The following is a 20266-nucleotide window of genomic DNA, read 5'->3' on the forward strand; positions in this document are numbered from 1 at the left end:
TGCTCTAAAATTATTAAACAGAAGGAGAATAGTCTTAAAAACTTTACAATTATAATAGTAGATCTTAGTTTACTATACAACATATGTAAAAATATTAATTTTAGTGAGGAGAAACCAAAATAAAGTTTCGCTACCAGTGGCAGCGAAACTCTACATCTCTCTAACACTCTATGATATTGATTGACTGCCCCAATAGATCTACTACACCACTGTCATGCACCTCTATCCCATCGCAAATTATTAACATTCTCAGAGTATCTGGTGTAGGTGGAGGAGTATCGGTCACTTCCAAAATAAATTCACAGATTCCTTGATTGACTCCACCAATTGTAACCTGTGCTGTACCTTCAATTATTGCCGCTTGATCATCAACACAACTCACAGAAGTAATCTCCCCTGGCCCAGGTGGTAATAGCATCAGTTCTACATCTTCTTCTCCACGAGTATCTTCATATAATACTTGATCAGGCTCAGGAGTACAGCCTGGACAAGCTACAACTGTTAATCTTACTACATCTGGTGAACATGGAGGATCAGGAAAAGGTATATTGGCAGCTCCAGTAACCTGACATTCACATACCGGTGGCGGTGGTGGCGGCGGAGGCGGTTCAATTCGCTCACTTACTGCACAGATACAATCGAGTGCAATATAGGTTCGATTACAAGCATTATCAGGAGTTAATAATGTTAGATAGTCATCAGCTACCTCACCGACACAGCCAGTAAGTTCACAGCAGTTGGCCCCAGAGGTAATGATGATAGTAACTATCTTATTATCATCAACCAACCTCTCCAGTACCTTCCTCTTGAATTTTGACATTTCTTCCCTCCTTTCTGACTAAGATTATTATATTGTATGAGAGGTTAGTATGTCTCTGTGACTATAATAAAATCTCCTTATCAAGAAATAAGCCGAACTGTAAACAATATTAAGTAGTGTCAGTTTTGTGTGAGAGTGTGAGTAAGATCAAAAACATAAGGGCTAAGGTTTTGCTTTTACTCACACACACTACTCACACTGACACTTTTATCAACAAACATAAAATTAACTATCATTAAGAAACCCTATGAAGAAAACCTATACCTTCACGGCTGGCAAGGATCCTCACAGTCAAGCTCTCCAACAACTGCTATTCGAGCAGTTACAGGTAAATTATCTATTCCTAATAAGATCTGCTGATCTTGATTTAAGAAGATAATATCCTGCAGACTATTAATTATTCTAACCGGCTCTACAAAAGCTCTTGTTGCTACTACATTAAACTGAATATCCTTGATCACAGTTCCCCCTTGAGCAACTGTTAACTCCTCACAGATTATATTAATAGCTCTACCAGAGATATCAGTATTCAACGGTACTGGATTACCATCATCAACAAAGAACGCATCACAACCATCAAAGCTGGTAAATTGAACAGTAACCTCTTGGGGCACGACCAGTGTATCGATTATAGTTATATCTGTCTGAGGAGAATGGCCTACATTATCAACTATAATCCGGAATATATTGGCATCAACTGTTGGCCCTTGTAAACAACACTTATCGGCTGCCAATTGAACAGCATCAAGAAATAAAATACAGCTATCTGTAGCTTCTATACCTTGCGCTGAAGCAGTTACCATATTTCTGATCAGATATCTATTAGGATCAACAATACTGACCACTGGAATCTCTACTGTAACTGTCGTTATCTCCCCACGAGCCAACGGGCCAAGGCTACCACTAATCACTATTACTCCTGGTTCAACCTCTTCGATATCCAAATCAGGATCTACAATTATCTCTCCAAAGGTTATATTGGCAGCATCATACGTTATCTGATCCCTAAATTGAACATTAGCAAAATTAGTATCGCCAACATTACTGACAGTGGCAGTATAATTTAGAGTAGCCTGATTATCATCGATAACTACTTCACAATCCTTCTCAATAAATAACCGAGGCATCGGTGGACAGGCTGGAACTTGATAGCAACTACAGTCAAAGAGTAAGACTGGTGGACCTGCCTTAACTGCTAGTGGTTGAATCGCTGTTGGATAGTTACCAGTTATCTCTATTCGATAAAGAACAGCCACCCCTGTATCATATCGATCATCAGTCTCAATCTTTAAGAATTGAAACCCCTCAGGTGCTTCTCCAAAGATAGGATCTGTCTTTCTTAACTCAAAGGTATCGATCTCCTTAAACTCATCACAACCATCAATCTTCTCCTCAACTCTAATGTGAGCTTCATGGATCACCTCACAGATTGGAATTGCAATACTGCTGATCCCTCTAGTAGCTGGATCACAGTTGGTCACTACCTTATAACTCCAAAAGCTACTATTTTCTTCCTGAACAAAACAGGGGTTATTAACCACCCTACCATCAGGCAACCTCTGGCACTTAGGCTGGGCTATAAAGATTCCATTCTGCTCAGGACAACAACATTTGTTCTCGTAAGGTTTACAATCACACGGTTGGCACTCATCAAGCATTGATTAATCACCTCCTTTTAAAATTAATACATAATATGTAAAATATTTCTTTTATGTGCATAAAAAAATAACCGCAGGCCATAGTCTAAGGCTGAATTTAAGGTTAAGTAAACCATTAAAAAAAGAGAATTCTCCACAACCTTTAAAAAGCATAATTTCTTAAACCAAAATAAAAACCTAGAGGAATTATTCCTCTAGGTTCATAAATATTATACAGGCTCATCTTCTACAGCTGGCTCGAGGTCAAATTCTCCTTTAATGAAAATTCTAGTCACATTAGGGCATACCTCATCTAGCTCTATAACTTCTATCTTAGTAATCTTACCTTCAACATCCTCTAATGAAACATCATCACAAGGATTCTCTTCACACTCCTCACTGAGGGTAAGATATACAATATTATCTAAACAAACAGTCTCCAAACAACAGGCTGAAGCTTCATTCTCTAAGGTAACAGGCTCCGTCTCCTCAAAATCAAGTTGACCACCTTTATCTCCTTCCACTCCAGAAAGACTGATGATATATTCAATACTACCTACTATCTTGACTACAAATGCATTTGCTGTTAGTTGAATTGTTTGCTCATTCCATGTCACATCACAACAAACTTCTTTTTTCTCCAAACAACAGCTTAACTTATCAGTAGTAAAGGTAAATTCAACATTATCCTGATTAAAGTCCTCTGGTAAATCAAAATTTGTTGGCACCTGAATAAAACAACAGAAATCAACTTCATAATCTGTATCAACATGATCCACACAATCCTCTTCATTTTCTTCTTGGGTAATTAATCCATCTTTAGCTATCTTTTCAAGTTCTTGTTCGCTTATTCCAATTCCATCTGCCATCTTCTCACCTCCTTTCGTAATGTTTTCATCCTCACTAGCTGTACTGCTCTCCTGCGGGATAACAGCTTCCTCATCCACTTCATTCTTATCAACCATTACATCACCCCCTTTTATAGAGCTTTGCTCAGGGCAATTATGTAAATTTATGAAAAACTGATTATAGACAATCTGTTTAGCCTCTGCTTGAGGTTGGCTATCCTTTTTGGTTGTCTGTTCTCCATTCTCAGTAATTATCTCTTCTAAAAAATCTCTTAATTCTATTAGATCTTCCTGCTCTAGCTTAAATAATTCATCGATCATAGTGAACAAGCTGACAAGATTCATCAACCTACTCCTTTCGAGTGGAGTTAAGTCAGTAGTTAAAGGCATCATTTAAGCTCATTTGCTAACATACTATGTCATTGAGAAGAAATTGTGATTCTTTTTAATTACTCTACTGCTAGTAAAAACCAACTAAAGATAGGTTATAAAAATAGTACTAAAATCTGCTTGAATAAAGAATACCTAAAGCCTATTGCTAATAAAGTTTAATGTAACCCATACTTCCTTAACTACATATAATGGATTGAACTTGCTTTCATTGTCTGATTGGAAATAATTTTTATCATCCACACAATGAAAGTACTATATACATTATAAAAGGGGGGATGAAGATGTCCTTTACAGCTCAATCATCTAGTGATGATAGCTCCACCACCAATGCCTCGGTAGATATAAACGTGTCACCAGATACTATTATTACAGAAACTAATCTAACACCTGGCGATGATGTTACTGGTAGGGTCAATGCTGATAATACAGGCTCAATTGATCATTACTACTTTGTTTCTGCAGACTGGGCTCCAGAAAATTTTAATGCTAGTCGAACTGCAGTCCTTGCTAATACCTTAACTGCCAGTGTAATATCTGATCCAGATGGAACACCAGAAACATTATTTACAGGTATCTTAAGTGATCTAATCGATAGACCAGATAGTCCTGGTAGAGAATTATTAGAGGGAACAGATGAAGATGTTGAATTTACTGTTGGTTTACCTGATGATGCAGGAAACTTAGTTCAAGCACTGGATATAAGTGTAGATTTTGTCTTTGTAGCAGTTGATTAAAATCTTTTATCTTCTCTGGTAGCTTAAACTGCCAGAGAAGCTTACATAATGGGAGGTTCAACATAGATGAAAAAGAATAAATTAGTGGCAATGATGCCTGTTTACAATGAAGCTGATAGATACTTAGAACAGACATTAGAACAATTAACTCGTTGGGTAGATGAGATTGTGATTCTTGATGATGCCTCAACCGATGAAACAGCGAACATATGTCAGCAATATCCTAAAGTACATCTATTCAAAAATGAAACTCGCTTATTTAATCAAGACGAAACTATTGTTAGATCAAAGTTATGGGAGTTAGCAGTCCAACGTAATCCAGACTGGCTTCTAGCTATTGATGCCGATGAAATCTTTAGTGATAGGATCATTGATGAAGTGGGTTACTATATCAACCAAGAGACTTATCAAGCAATCAGTTTTCGTCTCTTTGACTTTTGGAAATCTGAAGAGTTTTATCGGGTCGATGGAGCTTGGAATCCTTGGCATCGTCCCGGAAGTGTTTTTTTAGCCCGATACCATCCCGAATGGGATGCCAGTTGGCCTGACAATGTTATTCACACTGGACGTTGGCCATTAGAATATAGAAATTTAAAGCAGATCTATCATTCAGACATTAGAATCAAACATTTCGGCTGGGCCAACGCTGAAGATCATCATCAGAAATTCTTATTTTATTCTCAGAAAGACTTAGAACAATATGGAAAAGTCCAACCACATACTAAAAGTGTCATGGCTTTACCTAATAAGGTTAAATTAGAAGAATGGTTTGAACGGAAAAGATCATTGAAGGATGGTGAGCTAGTAAATGAAAGATAAAGTAGGCATCTTAACCAGTAACTTTTATGATCCTAGTGGTGAGAGATTGATCTATGGAGGAGCAGAGCGTTATGGTTATCAATTGACTAAATTACTTTTAGATTTAGATTATGAGGTTGAATGGTGGCAAGTAGGTAGTGGTTGGGAACAGGAGTTGATGGATGGAGTAATGGTCAAGAGTATCCCAGTTACAAAATCACCTTATGAAACTATGCCCGATTTAAATTATGCCTTTTTAGAACGAGCAGCTGATATTGATTACGCAATCTATTTCATTACCTTTTTAGCCTATCCCCAAGTTAAAGAAAAGAGTATCTCTCTGTCCCATGGAATCTATTGGGATTATCCGACCTTTGATAATTTAATCAATGGTCAGCAGGGGCGAGAAGAGTGGTTAAGAAGATTAAAGATTGCTTTAACTGGCCCAGAAAAAATTGTCTCGGTCGACACAGCTTTCATTCAGTGGGTCAAGGCTACTTGGACTGGACTTGATCATAAATTCAATTACATACCTAACTTTGTTGATCTAGAGAAGTTTAACCCTCAAAATCGAAGAGAAGTTCTAAAAGAAAAACCGATTAGGATTATTTATCCCCGCCGTTTAACTACTGTGCGAGGAATTAATGAAACGATCAGAGTAGCTGAAGTAATGACTTCTGAAAATAAGGACTTGGAATTTCATATCGTCGGCAGAGGCCATAAAGATGGGACAGAGAAGGAATTAATGAAGTGGGCTTCAAAACATGAGAGAATCTATTACTATTGGCAGTCACCAGAAAGGATGGCACAGCTTTATAAGCAGATGGATATCGCTTTGATTCCTACCAAGGCTGCAGAAGGAACCTCACTTTCTTGTTTAGAAGCCATGGCCTCTGGTTGTGTAGTAATCTCAAGTCATGTAGGGGGCTTATCAGATCTAATCTTTAATGAATATAATGGTCTCTTAGTTAAACCAACTGCTAAAAACTTGATTGAAGCTATCTCTTCTTTACTTGCAGATCCCAAACAAGCCCGACTTTTGAGTCAGAGAGGAATTGAAGTGGCTAAAACCTTCTCTATGAAACAATGGAGAAAGAACTGGGAAGCTATTCTAAAGGAGGTCTTTAACTAATGAAGCTAGGCTTTTTTGTACCTAATTTACTATCCTGGTCAGGAGATGAATTGGTGATCGGAGGACTTGAACGTTATGCCTGGGCGTTAATTGATTTAATCAATGATCTGGGCTGGGAGGTTGAAGTCCATCAAAATGGAAATTCAAACTGGGAACGGGAAGTTAATGGAGTTAAAGTAATTGGTCATGGTGTTGCTCAATTTTCCCCAGAAGCTGTTGTAGAAGAGGCGAATAGTTGTTGTGATAAAATATTATATGGTTCTATTTTACAAAGTCCAATGTATTATAAACAGAATTCGATTGTTATCTCCCATGGGGTGTGGTGGGATAGTAATAATTTTAAGCAACAAAGAAAAGAAAAAATGATTAAACTGTGTGGCAATGTATTGAATGAAGTAGATTTAGTAATCAGCTGTGACTATAATTTTTTAAATGTCATGCGTTCGATCTGGCCTGGAACCACCGATAAAATCAGGGTTATTCCTAACTTTGTCGATCTAGAAGAATTTAAACCAAGTAAAAATCCAACTACTGATTCTAAAATCAGAATCCTCTACCCTCGCCGTCTTGATAATTGTCGGGGAACAGATATCTTTATTGAATTAGCAAATCAATTAATAAGTACAGTTGATAATATTGAAATTCTAATGGCTATAGACCGCAATAACCCCGACAAAAATAAAGAAATCAAATCATTTTTGGCCCAAGATCAGGTCAAAAATTTCAATTTACAATTCAGTGAAATGCCAGCAATCTACCAACAGGCAGATATTGTTATTATTCCTAGTAAGTATAGTGAAGGTACTTCATTTTCCTGTTTAGAGGCGATGGCCAGTGGTAAGGCTATTATAGCAACTGATGTGGGTGGCTTGACTAACTTAATTATAGATGGTTATAATGGTATTTTAGTTCCTCCTCGCCTAAAGACTATAAACAAAGCGGTTAACCTTTTAATTAATAATCAAGAGATGAGGCAAGTACTAGGCCAAAGAGCCAGAGAAACTGCTAAAGCCTTTACTATAGATAGATGGAGACAGTACTGGGCAGAATATCTAAAAGCAATTTATTTAAAATAAAGTTAAGAATACTAGCTTAAGCTAGTATTCTTATTTATTAACTTGCTATCAGACCTGATAACCAATTAATTCCATGATTTCTTGGCAATTTTTTAGGATAAATGCTTCATCTTTAGCAGATATCATTTTATTCTTTGTACTTCCAATCTTATGCCTTAATACATCATTAATTTGTGCTTTAGATAGTTGGGCCAATCTTGAGATCAAATTTACTGTCTGACTATCTTTAGCAACTAGATCTTCAAAACGAATCAAATAAGCTCTTTTATCCTCTTGGTCCATCTTGATATAAAATTTAGAATTTTCAATCCAAGTAGTTATATATTTTTCTATATGATTAGATATAGGCCAGTTATCAGGTATACTTTTCCATATTTCTACTGGGTTTCGAATTAAAAGAAAGATTATCGCTTCTGGATAGCACTTTCTCAATAACTCCAGTTCTTGTTGTCCATATCTAACTTCTTTAAATCCAATAATGTCATGTGAATTCTGATATTGAGAATAAAGATTAGCCAAAAAAGACTTAACAGAAGCTACTATTGCTTGATCAACATATTCATTGGTTGGAGTTAGATTAGCAATCCATTGGTTTGGGTCTTCGTTATTACCGAAATAATCGTTTCTCTCATGCTGGCAATAATCAGAACAATGCTTTGTGTCATCATAAATCTCTCTAAATAATTTTAATATCCCTTGATGTTCACCCCAGATTAAAGTCTTCTTTCTAGCATTACAAATTCGTTGTAACAGTGTAGAACCGGTTCGGTGGGTAGCAGCTGATATTATAAGATCAATTTTGAATCCCTCCTTTTTAGTAAATGTTTTCTATTCCTTGCTATTCAACCTTACTGATCCTTTAACTCCCCCTTTATTGAGTATTATTTCCCGTTTCAATCTCTGTTTGGCCCAGTGATATAATTCTAGATCAAGTTTATTCTTATCTTCAATCTTCTTAATTATATGCTGAGGAATCTCATCCAAAGAAGGACGTCTCTTATTTACTAACTTTTTAGAATAAGAAATATTATCCCAGTTTAATTTTTCTTTTATCAGTTGTAATGACCGATCAAACATCTCTGTGATCCCTACTACAGAAAAATAGTTATTCAAATTCTCTTTGGCCTGTTTTAGATCATTAGTTTTACCCGCAGCATAATATGTCTGGGTATTGGTATGATGTAATTGGTATAGCTCAGTTTGAGACTGAATTAAGTCTAGATCTAAATCAATAAATTCTTCTAAGCTCAGCTCTTTAATCATTTGATAATTGGGGTGGGCAGGTTCATCTTTCAAATAATAGTACAAAGAAATAACCCTTTCTATTGGATTCCGCAAAAATATTATATAGGTGAAATCTCGCTCAAAAAATTTATGAATTCCATAAGAATAATGACCAGTAATACACTTGACCTTTTCAACCTGCTTAACCGACATAGTCTTAAATAATTCAGCAAAAGTAGGCATCTGATTAGGATGGCTTAAAATCTCATCTGCTTGATATTGGTTTTGAATAATAGTCCGTAATGTAGTTCCAGCAGTCTTGGGCACGTGCATAAAGATTAAAAGTGAAAGTTCTTGATTCATTTAGGCAACACTTCCTTAAATATATTTTTATTCTATCTTATTCTCTTTTTAATAAATCTGTGCTTCAAATCAAACCTAGATAATATAAGCTTATTATTAAGCATATAATCTAATTAATAATAGTTATTAACGGGTGATGAAGATTATGGGATTTACTTTTCAAGCACAAAGTAGTAGTTCTGATGTCAGTGATAGTGTTTCCTTAGAGTTGACTGTCTCTCCAGAAAAAGAAGCAATTACAAAAGAAAATATGACTCCAGGTGATTCAGTCAGTGCTACCATCAATGTCGCCAATACAGGGACAGTTGATACCTTTTATTTTATCTCAGTAGATTGGTCTGCTGCTGAGTCAACTACCCCAGCCCAAGCAACTCGCTTAGCAAATGAGTTGGAGATAACGGTCACAGTACCTGATCCTGCTACATTGTACTCGGGCAAGATGGTTGATCTGATCAATCAACCTCCAGATGGTCGCTTACTTACCTTAGAAATAATAGAGGAAGATGTAACATTTACTATTACTTTACCCGAAACAGCAGGTACATCATTAGCCGGAATTGGGATCATCTTTGATTTGATCTTTATCGCAACCTAAAAGAGGAGGTATAAAAATAAATGCCAGGTTATATTAGCGGTACTATCCGTGATGCCCATGATAACGACCCGTTAGAGAATGTAATTGTCAATATCTTTCAGGGAATTATGGATACCCAGATCACTGATGAGAATGGCGAATTTACCTCTATTGAACTAGATCCAGGAATCTACTTTGTCCAGGCCTCTTTGCAAGGCCATCAAACCTCACCTCGCTTATCTATCAGAGTCCGTGACGGTGAAACAACGAATATCGATATCAACCTAACCCCCTTGGAGACTGCTGGCCGTTTTTTTGCTGATCGAGATCAGATAACCACCCTCTCTACAGATAAGATTGGCAATCTAAACATCCGCTCTGAAGCCGGCCAATTCGATGAATTAATTAGCAATGAAAAGACCCCTTTAATTGAACTAGATACCCCTTATGGGGTTTCAGAATTACGTGACATAACTACTGAAGAAACTGGTGGCTCAGTAACTAATAATGGGGTTGAGTTTGTTCTTAAAACGGCTGCTCAAGCTGATAGTAAAGCAACCTTAGATAGTGCTGAGCGAGGGCGTTATCAACCAGGAAATGCTGGAGAAACTGGCATAGCAGTTAGATTGCCTGAAAACCCTACAGGAGAACAAGAAGCACGCTGGGGTTACTTTGATGATGATAATGGTGCTTATTTGGGCATAGATGACAATGGGCTCTTCGTGGCTATTAGACGGGAAGGAGTCGATAATAAAGTCCATCGTGCTAATTGGAATGGCGATCCAGCAGATGGCACAGGGCCAAGCGGATTGAACCTTGATCTAAGCCGAGGTAATATATTTCAGATACTCTATACCTGTTATGGTTATGGAGTTACCCTCTTTCGAGTATTATTAGTCGATCAAAATAATGTTCAACAGACAGTAACTCTTCATCGTTTTAAACCTGATCAAGAGACGACTTTTGGTGATCCTAACCTCCCCATTAGAGGTGAGATAGTCAATGGAGCTACCGCTGAAGAGTTTACCATGTTCGTTGCCGGTCGTCAATACCATGTCATCGGACGTTATGTACCCAATCGACGCATTACCTCAGAGCGTAGGCTTAATATTTCAGTAAATGAAACCTTAATCCCCACCGTAAGCTTCAGACGTGAAGAAGACTTTCCTGTAGCAAATCGTAGTAACTCTGTCAGTGTTAAATTACAGAGTTTTGATATTATCAGTGATGCCAATTTAATCTATGAAATCCGCTTTGCTCCTACTTTAACTAATGCAAACTTTGGAGTGCCTACCAATACATCGACTGATGAGACAGCAGTCGAGAGTGATACTGAAGCTACAGATTTGACAGGAGGAGAATTAATCTTTTCTGGCTTAGTAAGTGGGGATGTAGATGGACCATTTGCCAGAATAGAGTTAGCAACGATTGAGCTGTTAGATCTTGACTTCAGTGGCCTTCAACCTGTTACCCTAGCTTTAAGAACTGTTTCTGGGACAGGAGAAGCAAGTGTAGTCTTTTGGGTTAGAGAGGAATGGTAGGTTAATCATTTGCTTTAACAGCTATAAATAAGAGTTCAACTTCTAGATCCAGTTGTTGAATGAACCTGTTGGCCCTTTTATCGAGTGTTACTCTTACCCTAATCTTCTGTTTCTCATCTACCTCAATCAAAACCCCCTCCTCAGATTGATTGATCAATTCAAGAAGCGGGCCAACAAAGATCTTCTCCTTTAGCTCTTCTTTATCTTCTTTCTCTTCAACAACTTTAAGATCCATCTTCAAGCTCTCAGCAATCAAGGCTACTTCTTGAGGTGGCTTATCTTGTGGGCTAAACCACTCTGCAGAAATAAAGTAGTTAGCAACGACTGTTCCTATATTCTCAACCACAAGCATCCCTTCTACCGTATCCCCAGGAAGCATATTTTTAACATCAATTATTTCTTCCTCGCTAACTAACAGATCCACCTTGCCAGCCTCTGCTCTATTATCTTTACTTTTATTTAAGGCATTAAAGAGTTTCTTTTTCATCTTCTAACCCCCTTTTTTAGATCATACCAAACTACTTACCACACCCCAGTAACCACCCTACTACTGACCTTGAGATTGATCCCTTCTTCAGGAGGAAAAGGCTTATCTGGACTGAAGACAGCCACTATCTTGTTGGTCGGAATAAAGACCTTATTCTTCTTCTTAGTCAGTAATACAACAAATTCATCATTGACTACCATACAGACCATTCCTGTCTGTCTGCAACATTCATCACCTGCTTGAATCGCTATAGTAACCATCTCGCCTAAAATCAAACTGTTTAACTTTTCTATCAGAAATTTCTGCTCATCCAAACCTCCCCCCCCTTTCTATTAAAAACAGCTTACAAAGCCTCTCTTATTTTAATAATATGTTGCTTAAATAACTACCGTTACAAGCAGTTCCAATAAAAAAGTTGCCTCCGGCAACTCAGTTTAAGTCTAAGATTGAGTTTAAGTAAAACCAACAAATACAAACTAGTAAAAATTATCCACAACCTCTAAAAAGCATAATTCCCTTAATGAAAATAAAAATCCCTCCTTACGGAGAGATCTTTAAAATAGAACCTAGATTACTTCTAAATTACCACCAGAAGTTTTCTGTTCTTCAGCTTCAACTTTTTCTAATTCATCATCATCATCTTGCTCTTCTTGCTTAGCAGCAGTATCAGCTTCTTCTTGATAGTCCTCCATTGTTTGAGAAGTCTGCTCCTGTGTAGATGACTGATCATCTGAGTCTGACTTATCATCCTTCTTTCTCTTCTTCTTCGTCTTAATCTTCTCTAAAGCTGCTATCTTCTTAATTGGAACCTTGATCAGCCGATTACCATTAGCAAGTACGATTACAAAATCACTATAAATCTCAAATAAGGCCCCAATAATTTCACAACAGCTATCCCCAGTTATGATGATCAACTTAACAAAATCAAAGTTTTTGACATGCTTTTTTAATTCTGCTTTAAAATCATGCCTATCTCTAGAGCTTGAACTCTCTGCTTTCTCCTCTTTAACTGCAATCAATTCATCCCTTAATTCTTTAAGCTCTTCTTGTAGTTCCTTAAAATCACCTAGCTGATCATCTTCTTTAGTAATCACTTGCTGCTTATCTTGTTTAACCTCTTCTAACTCTTTTTCTAACCTATGTATTTTATCTTTTAAGCTGTTTAACTCCCCTAACTTCCTAATTTTAATTGCTTCATCTTCCATCTCCTGCCCCCCTTTCTCTGCTTCAAATTCATCAGCAAACTCCTCTTCCTCCTCAGTTAAAGCCTCTTCTTTAAAATCTACCCTTTTAAGTGCTTGAGTAAGAAACTTCAATAATTGATCTGCATCCTTAGCACTAAGGTCAATATCTTCACTATCTACTTCAGAGAAATCATTCAATGAAGGAGTAGGAGGATTTCTCGTTGGTTGGCCCTTAGACTCCAATAACTCGATCATCAGCTTTTCTAACAACTCCTCTAAAAAATCTGCATCTTCCTCCATCCACTCTCCCCCCTTCCTAATTCAATTTAAACTAGCTCACTCTAATCTTGAATTTACATATCATGCCACCATTCATCCTTCTCGTCTTCAACATCTTCAACATCTTCAATATCTTTAAATCCTTTAAAATCTTTAACTTCTTCAACTTCATCCTTCACAGCACAGATACAATCTATCCTAATATAAGTTCTAACACAGACACCATTACTAGTAATTAAGGTAATATATTCAACTCCTACTATCTCTCCGATACATCCAGTAAATCTACAACAATTCTGCCCTGATTTAATTATAATAGTGATTGGTTTGTTCTTCTTAGCAAAACCCCGCAACACCTTTACAAAATCTTTTCTTTTACTATGCTCAATCTCAGCCATATTGCTCCCCCCTTTCTTTATTTTGGCTAATTTATAATATGCCTCAACTTTCCAAATTGTTAAACCATAAACTTGTTATGTAATTCCCAATAGACTCAATTTAGAATAGTTATTGGCTGGAGCAAGCCCCAACCAATAACTATTGATTTGATTTATTAACTACTTAGCAACCACAGGTTTCATCAATCACAGCACAGATGCAGTCAATTCTGATAAAGGTTCTATCACAAACATCATTAGGATTGATCAAAGTGATATATTCATCTCCTACTATTTCTCCTATACACCCAGTTAATTCGCAGCAATTTGCTCCTGAAGTAATTATAATTGTAACTGGTTTATTTTTCTTAGCTAAACGTCTTAACACACCTACAAAAGTCTTTCTTTTATGGCCTTGAGCTTCCGCCATGTTCATCCCCCCTTTCTTACTTTTGATATTACATTATATGAGTTCTCTGTCATCCTGTTAATAAAATCGAAAAAAAGACGGCCGGAAATCTCCAACCGTCCCTTTGTCAAATTAATCATCATCTTCTATAGTTGTTGGTCTCTTTCTTCTTCTTCGTCTTCTTTTACGTTTATCAACTTCAGCTGGCTCAATCACTGCACAAATAAATTCTGTTCTGATATACTTTCTGATGCAGACATTATTGCTAGCAATTAAGACAACAAACTCATCTGTTACTTCTCCTACACAACCTGTCAATTCACAACAGTTTGCTCCTGACTTAACTATGATAGTTACTGGTTTATTACATTTAGCTAAACGTCTCAATACTTTCACAAAGTCTTTTTTCTTAGGAGGTCTACGTCTTTGCTTTTCAGTCTCTTCAGCCATCTTTATCCCTCCTTTCTAACTTGATACTATATCATATGCCCTAGTTTTATTTTCGTTAATTTGAACTAGTGATCATTATTTCAAACCCAGTTCTCTGCTGAAAATAGATTGATATAAGAACGCTTAATATCTTCTTTATCGATATCTCTATCTCTAAGTTGATCTCTTTGTTCTATTTCTTTAGTCTTTTTTTGCTGAATAATTAAATAGTAACCAATAATTTGATATATAAAAATAATTCTATTCAATACCACCAATAAAAGAAATAGTTGAATAATATAATTGTTCATTAATTACAATCATCCTCTCTACTAACTTTAATATATCTTATTAGAAATCATGTAAAATTGTTCCTTTAAAAAGTTAATCCTCAATCAAAAAAGGAGCTGATTTTTAATCAGCTCCTCTCGATAAAGATATTTACTATTTTAAATTTGCAAAGATTTGAGTATACATCTTACCATAACTTCCACCTTCAATAACTCCAATCCCTACATGGGTATAATCAGAATGTAAGATATTCTCCTTATGCCCAGGACTATTCATCAACTCCTGATGGGCCAACTCCACTCGTGATGCCCCTGCTAGATTCTCCCCAGCTATGTTATAACTAACATTTATTCTCCTCAGCATATCAAAAGGAGAACCATAATTAGGAGATTGATGGGTAAAATAATCCTCATCGATCATATCTTGACTTTTGGCCCTAGCTACCTTAACCAATTGATAATCGGTCTTTAGTTCATTCAATCCTCTCTCTTTTCGTTCTTGATTGACCAACTCCAACATCTCTCTTTCTGTAGTAGTCAAGCTCGTTACTTGCATTTCAGTCCAGTCAAACTCTTGGGCTACTTCATCTTGCTGATCTTTTTCATTCTCCTCTTCAACAATCTCCTCACCAGATTTCTGCTCTGAACTATTCTGTTCGGTCTGATCCGACTCATCTACTTCAGGCTCACTAGCTTCTGTATCATCTTGACCTACAAACCGCTCAAGAAAAAAGAAACCTAGTAACCCTTGCAAAAAATTTAAAAAACCACTTCCCGAAGATAAACCTAAACTACCAGTAGCTGCATAAGAAGTCTCCATTGTTATCATAAGTACTGTCGGCATAATTAAAGCGAATATAAGTACCAAACTTATTAACTTTGTTGCTTTCATCTAGTAGTCAGCCTCCTATTTTCTTAGTTAGTTTAATTATACCATGACAACTTTTTAAAGATTAAGGTAACTTTTGGTAGTTAGTTTGGTTCAATAGTTATATCTAAAGCTTCTAAAACATTATCAATTCTATTACAGATCGTACTCTTATCTGAACCAGCAAATAATAAACCTACAACTTCATTATCATCATTAATCACTATAGAACCACTATCACCAGGCATAGAAAATGGATCAGTTACTATTTGATCTGTAAATACTGCTGATTCTGTATCTGATAATTGAACATTAATTGTCACACCAATCGCCTTAATTCTTGATTCGGTAATCCCAGTTGTTCTACCACTCTTTTTGACTCTCATATTTACTACAGGTTCAGCTATCCCCTCTATTTCACCTAAACCCATAATCTCTGTTTTAATCAAATCAGGTGATTTAGGTTTAGCTACTGCTGCATCAACCTTGTTCTCTGCGCTCATAGGTTCCATTTGATACGGGAAGTTTAATAATCTACCAAATCCATTCAACACCCTAGTAAGTCCTCGCAACAAAGGACAAGTTGAAGCCTGTTCATTGTGAATTGGTACAAACCGTTCTAAATGGCCAATTACATCCTGCTCATCATCTCCACCATCATAACTGCCTGGTTGTAGAATAATATCTCCCTTTTCAGCTCGACCATCACGGCCATCTGTAATATTTGCTAAAACATGATTATTAGATAAGATCAACGGCTCGTTTGTCTTTTTATCTTTAACAACTGTTCCAAAGGTTCCAGCTGTAATTTTATAATGTCCAATACTTGCTCCAGGTTGCGCAGGTCTTAATTTCGTTGTTCTAACCTTATCAGAACTCAATAATTCCACCTTACCAACTTCAATCACATCAGTCTTATGTTGTTCAATCGTCTGTGGTACAATATGATTCTTATCTAGTTGATCTTGATCCAGCTTATTCTCCACCAAAATTACGATACATTCCTCATTAATTTTTCTACCATTAACCTCTTTATAACCACAGCCAACCCCTACTACATTTTCCAAAGCAAAAAGTTGAGACTTATATTTATCGATTACATCCTTAATCCTCTTCATCATCTCCCTCCTTTCAGTTAATATCAGTTTATTCAACTAACTGATTTTTGTGAAAGGAAGGGAAATAAAAAAGTTGCCTTCGGCAACTCAGTTTAAGTCTAAGATTAAGTTTGAGTAAAACCAATAAATAAAAACTTATAAAAGTTATCCACAACCTCTAAAAAACATAATTTCTTTAAATAATAAAAAAACCCCTCAAATGAGGAGTTTTAAATACTGATACATCCAATCTTCATATTATTTTCTTTGATCTTAATTTCAACAGTTTCAGTCAATACATCAGCATAGCTATATGAAATACGGCGTGGAGTTTGATTATCGTCAACTTTGACAACAAATACATTAGAGTATGTTTCTTCTAAAATGCCCTCTTTCTCCATAATCTTACGTCGCCCTTGATTAGCTTTTAAGTGAACCTCTTTACCTACAAAAGAGTCTAAGTCACTCTTAATTTGATTTAAAATATTATTTGACATCTCTACCCACCCTTCTCAGTTTCTCTTACTAATTATACCAAAAATATAATAACAAGTCAAATAATTAATTATAACAAACTAAGACATAATTATCAACTATTTCTAATCTACTTTCTTACTTCCCCTATATAACTGATTACTCAACTTAGCAAACTCCTCTAAGTTCAATTTTTCCCCTCTAACTCGTGAATCAATCCCTACCTCTTCTAAGGCCTGCTCAACTACCTCTTTGCTCAAATTAATATTAGCTGCTTTACTCAATGAATTTCTAATCATCTTCCTGCGCTGTTGGAAAGAAGCTCGAATTACTTTAAAGAAGAACTCTTCATCTATTACCTCTACTCGAGGCTGCTCTAATAACCTTAATCCAATAACAGCTGATTGAACCTTAGGTTGCGGAATAAAGACAGAAGAAGGAACTATAAATTCAATCTCAGCTTCAGTATAATATTGCACCCCAAAAGATAAAACACCATAGCTTTTATCTCCAGGTTCAGCTGCCATCCTCTCTGCTACTTCCTTTTGTACCATTACAAAGATCTCTGTTACACTAAAATCTTCCTCTAATAACCTTCTCAAAATTGGAGTCGTAATATAATATGGCAGATTAGCAACTACCTTATAATCTCCCCCTGCTAATTGATCAAAATCAACCTCTAAAGCATCCCCTTCAACAATCTCTACATTGTTATAAGCACTTAAATTCTCTTCTAAAACCGGAATCAATCGCTGATCTAGCTCAACAGCAATCACCTTGCCAGCAGATTGGGCCAACTTCTCCGTCAAAGCACCAATCCCCGGGCCAATCTCAACCACCGTCTCATCTTCACTTAAATCAGCTGCTTCTACTATTTGATCCAAAACACTCGTATCAACTAAAAAGTTCTGTCCTAGCCCCTTCTTTAATCTTAAATCATGCTTCCTTAATATCTCACGCGTCTGCTTTGCAATTTCCATTAATTTCACCTCAATTAAACTTTTCTACCGCAGCGATAAACTCTTCTCGACTGATCTGATAGTTATTCAAACGCTGTACAAACTGCTTACCATTAGCATACCCAATTCCTAACTCCTTACCGACCTTAGTTCGCAATTCTCTTGCTCCCGCTTGACCGATCAGACCTGTCATTACTAGATCCTCTTTGCTGAATCGAGTTTCATCTTCTACATGTGTCACTTTAGCCTTAGCCAAAGCCTCTCTAATTACCTCTGGATTAGCATTCTCAATCCCAATATCTCCTGCCTGCAACGCATCAGCTTGGCTTAGATAAGCATCCTTACAACCAGCTACTTCTGCTTTAATCCTCTTCCGAATCAAATTCCCAGCATGATCTGGATCAGTAAAGATAATCACCCCTGTCCTCTGCTGGGCCAACTTAATCCTCTCCAACACCTCATCTGACAATGAAAAACCTTGCGTCACTATCACTTCTGCATCAACCGCTGCCTTAACCGCCGCCAAATCATCCCTACCTTCAACTACAATCACTTCTTTAATCATCTTTTTCTCCTTTAACCGCTTTGAATTGATATAAAGCTTCACTTTATATCAGTTGACAGTGAACAGTTGACGGTTGACAGTAGATAGAAAAAATCTAAATTCAAAACCACTCTAACCATTTAAGTATAAGGCTTTTCAAAGGTCTTAATCTCTTAAGGTTTTGACCTTTAACTGTAAACTGTAAACCGTAAACTGTCAACTCAATATTGTGGTACGAAAGTATCACAATATTGTCAATTATTATTCATCTTCAGAAAAGCTCCTCACTCGAAACTCAACCTCTAACTCCTCTGCTATCTTTCTTGCAGCAGCAACATCTACCCCTGCCTGATCAACCACCGAAACGATAACTTTAGGAATAAACTTTTTCGACTCCTTGATAAACTCAATTATCCCTACAAATGCCTCTTCTCCAAATTCTGATTCACACAACTCTTGATAAGATCTAGCATCAGCAGTATTTAAACTGATCGAGATAATATCAATCAACCCTTCTAATCTAGGGGCTATATTTTCTTGATGGATCAAGTTAGCTTGACCATTAGTATTCAATCTGATTTTAACTTCCGGGTAATTCTCCTTTAAAAATTTACTCGTTTCCACTAACACATCTACTCTGATCAAAGGTTCACCATAACCACAATAGACTACCTCTTGATAATGATCAATATCTTCCTTATTTAGCTCAGCAATAATCTCCTCAACTGTCGGCTCCTGATCAAACCATAATTCATAGCCCCCAACCCCTGCCTGAAATCTTCTAATACAGAACTTACAATCATTACTACATTGATTGGTCAAATTAAGATATAATCTATCCCCTATTTGATACGCTATCGTCATCTATACCACTCCTATTTAAATTGACAATTTACAATGCACAATTATTAAATTAAGGTACTGGTCACTTAAGTAGCCAGTACCTTAATTAGCTATTAGTAAATATTAAATAACTTCCTTGCATTAGCAGTTGTCTGTTGAGCAACCTCTTCTAGGCTAACCCCTTTTATCTCGGCTATCTTCTCTGCTACATGCTTAACATAGCTTGGTTCGTTGCGTTGGCCCCGATGAGGATCCGGAGTCAAATAAGGAGCATCAGTCTCTAATAAGATCTTATTTAAAGAGACCTTATCAACCACCGTTCGTAACTTACTAGCATTATTAAAGGTGATTACTCCCCCAAAAGCAATATGGAAACCAAGTCGTAACACCTTACGTGCTACATTAAAATCATAAGCATAACAATGCATCACACCTTCTAAACCACTTGCTTCCTCCTCTAAAATCTTCAACGTATCATCCTTAGCATCCCTACTATGAATTGCAACCGGTAATCCAACCTCTTTAGCCACCCGTAACTGCTCTTTGAAGACTTGCTGTTGTACCTCACGAGGAGAATTATCATAATGATAATCAAGCCCTATCTCCCCAATAGCAATTACTTTCTCGTGCCGGGCCAACTCCTTCAACCTCTGATAATCCTCTTTAGTTACCGACTTAGCTTCATGAGGATGAACACCAACACTAGCATAGATAAAATCATATTCTTTAGCCAACTCAACCGAATTCTCACTCGATTGCATATCAGCCCCGACATTAATAATCGTACTGATTCCTTCTTCTTTCGCTCTAGCAATCACTTCTTGACGGTCTTGCTCAAAACGATCAAAATCCAAATGGGCATGAGTATCTGTTAACATATTTTTCA

Annotated in this window: 25 protein-coding genes; 6 read left to right on the plus strand and 19 right to left on the minus strand. The window is 36.7% G+C overall.

Features of this window, described 5'->3' with window-relative positions:
* Nucleotides 1-160: 160 nt before the first annotated feature.
* From MWH28_RS06675 to MWH28_RS06685, 3 genes are all read right to left on the minus strand, one after another.
* Nucleotides 161-820, minus strand: a complete 660-nt coding sequence (locus tag MWH28_RS06675) for a hypothetical protein (protein ID WP_248618544.1) — start codon at nucleotides 818-820, stop codon at nucleotides 161-163.
* Nucleotides 821-1086: 266 nt separating this feature from the next.
* Nucleotides 1087-2478, minus strand: a complete 1392-nt coding sequence (locus tag MWH28_RS06680) for a hypothetical protein (RefSeq protein ID WP_248618545.1) — start codon at nucleotides 2476-2478, stop codon at nucleotides 1087-1089.
* Nucleotides 2479-2687: 209 nt separating this feature from the next.
* Nucleotides 2688-3650 carry a hypothetical protein gene (locus tag MWH28_RS06685; RefSeq protein WP_248618546.1) on the minus strand — a complete coding sequence of 321 codons (963 nt, stop codon included), beginning with the start codon at nucleotides 3648-3650 and terminating at the stop codon, nucleotides 2688-2690.
* A 311-nt stretch (nucleotides 3651-3961) separates the two neighbouring features.
* Between MWH28_RS06685 and MWH28_RS06690 the strand changes: the two genes are divergently transcribed.
* The 4 genes from MWH28_RS06690 to MWH28_RS06705 all read left to right on the plus strand — a co-directional run bounded on the left by MWH28_RS06690 (nucleotide 3962) and on the right by MWH28_RS06705 (nucleotide 7438).
* Nucleotides 3962-4432 (plus strand): TasA family protein, encoded by a 471-nt coding sequence (locus MWH28_RS06690; protein WP_345894753.1) that lies wholly within the window; start codon nucleotides 3962-3964, stop codon nucleotides 4430-4432.
* A 66-nt stretch (nucleotides 4433-4498) separates the two neighbouring features.
* A complete protein-coding gene (locus tag MWH28_RS06695; protein WP_248618548.1) occupies nucleotides 4499-5251 on the plus strand; it encodes a glycosyltransferase in 753 nt (250 codons plus the stop codon).
* Nucleotides 5241-6362 carry a glycosyltransferase family 4 protein gene (locus MWH28_RS06700; RefSeq protein WP_248618549.1) on the plus strand — a complete coding sequence of 374 codons (1122 nt, stop codon included), beginning with the start codon at nucleotides 5241-5243 and terminating at the stop codon, nucleotides 6360-6362. Before MWH28_RS06695 ends, MWH28_RS06700 begins: the two co-directional genes overlap by 11 nt.
* A complete protein-coding gene (locus MWH28_RS06705; protein ID WP_248618550.1) occupies nucleotides 6362-7438 on the plus strand; it encodes a glycosyltransferase family 4 protein in 1077 nt (358 codons plus the stop codon). The genes MWH28_RS06700 and MWH28_RS06705 overlap by 1 nt, the downstream gene beginning before the upstream one ends.
* 48 nt (nucleotides 7439-7486) lie before the next feature.
* Here MWH28_RS06705 and MWH28_RS06710 read toward each other — a convergent pair whose 3' ends face one another.
* Entirely contained in the window at nucleotides 7487-8236 is a 750-nt protein-coding gene (locus MWH28_RS06710) for a sulfotransferase (protein ID WP_345894754.1), read from the minus strand.
* Nucleotides 8237-8266: 30 nt separating this feature from the next.
* Nucleotides 8267-9025 carry a sulfotransferase family 2 domain-containing protein gene (locus MWH28_RS06715; RefSeq protein ID WP_248618551.1) on the minus strand — a complete coding sequence of 253 codons (759 nt, stop codon included), beginning with the start codon at nucleotides 9023-9025 and terminating at the stop codon, nucleotides 8267-8269.
* A gap of 145 nt (nucleotides 9026-9170) precedes the next feature.
* Between MWH28_RS06715 and MWH28_RS06720 the strand changes: the two genes are divergently transcribed.
* Nucleotides 9171-9620 (plus strand): hypothetical protein, encoded by a 450-nt coding sequence (locus tag MWH28_RS06720; RefSeq protein WP_248618552.1) that lies wholly within the window; start codon nucleotides 9171-9173, stop codon nucleotides 9618-9620.
* A 20-nt stretch (nucleotides 9621-9640) separates the two neighbouring features.
* Nucleotides 9641-11140, plus strand: coding sequence for a carboxypeptidase-like regulatory domain-containing protein (locus MWH28_RS06725; RefSeq protein WP_248618553.1), 1500 nt, complete (start codon nucleotides 9641-9643; stop codon nucleotides 11138-11140).
* A gap of 1 nt (nucleotide 11141) precedes the next feature.
* On the opposite strand, the gene MWH28_RS06730 is transcribed toward MWH28_RS06725, so the two are convergent.
* From MWH28_RS06730 to MWH28_RS06795, 14 genes are all read right to left on the minus strand, one after another.
* Nucleotides 11142-11627 (minus strand): CalY family protein, encoded by a 486-nt coding sequence (locus MWH28_RS06730; RefSeq protein WP_248618554.1) that lies wholly within the window; start codon nucleotides 11625-11627, stop codon nucleotides 11142-11144.
* 35 nt (nucleotides 11628-11662) lie between these two features.
* The gene (locus tag MWH28_RS06735; RefSeq protein WP_248618555.1) at nucleotides 11663-11941 is read right to left on the minus strand and encodes a hypothetical protein; all 279 of its coding nucleotides are present in this window, start codon (nucleotides 11939-11941) and stop codon (nucleotides 11663-11665) included.
* A gap of 252 nt (nucleotides 11942-12193) precedes the next feature.
* Entirely contained in the window at nucleotides 12194-13111 is a 918-nt protein-coding gene (locus MWH28_RS06740; protein WP_248618556.1) for a hypothetical protein, read from the minus strand.
* Between the two features lie 53 nt (nucleotides 13112-13164).
* Complete coding sequence (locus MWH28_RS06745) at nucleotides 13165-13488, minus strand: hypothetical protein (protein WP_248618557.1); 324 nt, start codon at nucleotides 13486-13488, stop codon at nucleotides 13165-13167.
* Nucleotides 13489-13651: 163 nt separating this feature from the next.
* Complete coding sequence (locus MWH28_RS06750; protein WP_248618558.1) at nucleotides 13652-13897, minus strand: hypothetical protein; 246 nt, start codon at nucleotides 13895-13897, stop codon at nucleotides 13652-13654.
* A gap of 111 nt (nucleotides 13898-14008) precedes the next feature.
* Nucleotides 14009-14326: a hypothetical protein gene (locus MWH28_RS06755; protein ID WP_248618559.1), complete on the minus strand. Its 318-nt coding sequence runs from the start codon at nucleotides 14324-14326 to the stop codon at nucleotides 14009-14011.
* A gap of 80 nt (nucleotides 14327-14406) precedes the next feature.
* Entirely contained in the window at nucleotides 14407-14616 is a 210-nt protein-coding gene (locus MWH28_RS06760) for a hypothetical protein (RefSeq protein WP_248618560.1), read from the minus strand.
* A gap of 133 nt (nucleotides 14617-14749) precedes the next feature.
* Nucleotides 14750-15487 carry a CAP domain-containing protein gene (locus MWH28_RS06765; protein WP_248618561.1) on the minus strand — a complete coding sequence of 246 codons (738 nt, stop codon included), beginning with the start codon at nucleotides 15485-15487 and terminating at the stop codon, nucleotides 14750-14752.
* 80 nt (nucleotides 15488-15567) lie between these two features.
* Nucleotides 15568-16581 carry a S1 family peptidase gene (locus tag MWH28_RS06770; protein WP_248618562.1) on the minus strand — a complete coding sequence of 338 codons (1014 nt, stop codon included), beginning with the start codon at nucleotides 16579-16581 and terminating at the stop codon, nucleotides 15568-15570.
* A 209-nt stretch (nucleotides 16582-16790) separates the two neighbouring features.
* Nucleotides 16791-17057: a Veg family protein gene (locus MWH28_RS06775; protein WP_248618563.1), complete on the minus strand. Its 267-nt coding sequence runs from the start codon at nucleotides 17055-17057 to the stop codon at nucleotides 16791-16793.
* 102 nt (nucleotides 17058-17159) lie between these two features.
* Nucleotides 17160-18014, minus strand: coding sequence for a 16S rRNA (adenine(1518)-N(6)/adenine(1519)-N(6))-dimethyltransferase RsmA (gene rsmA, locus MWH28_RS06780; protein WP_248618564.1), 855 nt, complete (start codon nucleotides 18012-18014; stop codon nucleotides 17160-17162).
* A gap of 10 nt (nucleotides 18015-18024) precedes the next feature.
* Nucleotides 18025-18558, minus strand: a complete 534-nt coding sequence (rnmV, locus tag MWH28_RS06785) for a ribonuclease M5 (RefSeq protein WP_248618565.1) — start codon at nucleotides 18556-18558, stop codon at nucleotides 18025-18027.
* Nucleotides 18559-18798: 240 nt separating this feature from the next.
* Nucleotides 18799-19401 carry a TatD family nuclease-associated radical SAM protein gene (locus MWH28_RS06790; RefSeq protein WP_248618566.1) on the minus strand — a complete coding sequence of 201 codons (603 nt, stop codon included), beginning with the start codon at nucleotides 19399-19401 and terminating at the stop codon, nucleotides 18799-18801.
* Nucleotides 19402-19493: 92 nt separating this feature from the next.
* Nucleotides 19494-20258, minus strand: coding sequence for a TatD family hydrolase (locus tag MWH28_RS06795; protein ID WP_248618596.1), 765 nt, complete (start codon nucleotides 20256-20258; stop codon nucleotides 19494-19496).
* Nucleotides 20259-20266 lie beyond the last annotated feature (8 nt).

Origin of the sequence: Natroniella sulfidigena (genome assembly GCF_023223645.1) — a bacterium.
In the GTDB taxonomy this organism is placed as follows: Bacteria; Bacillota; Halanaerobiia; order Halobacteroidales; family Halobacteroidaceae; genus Natroniella; species Natroniella sulfidigena.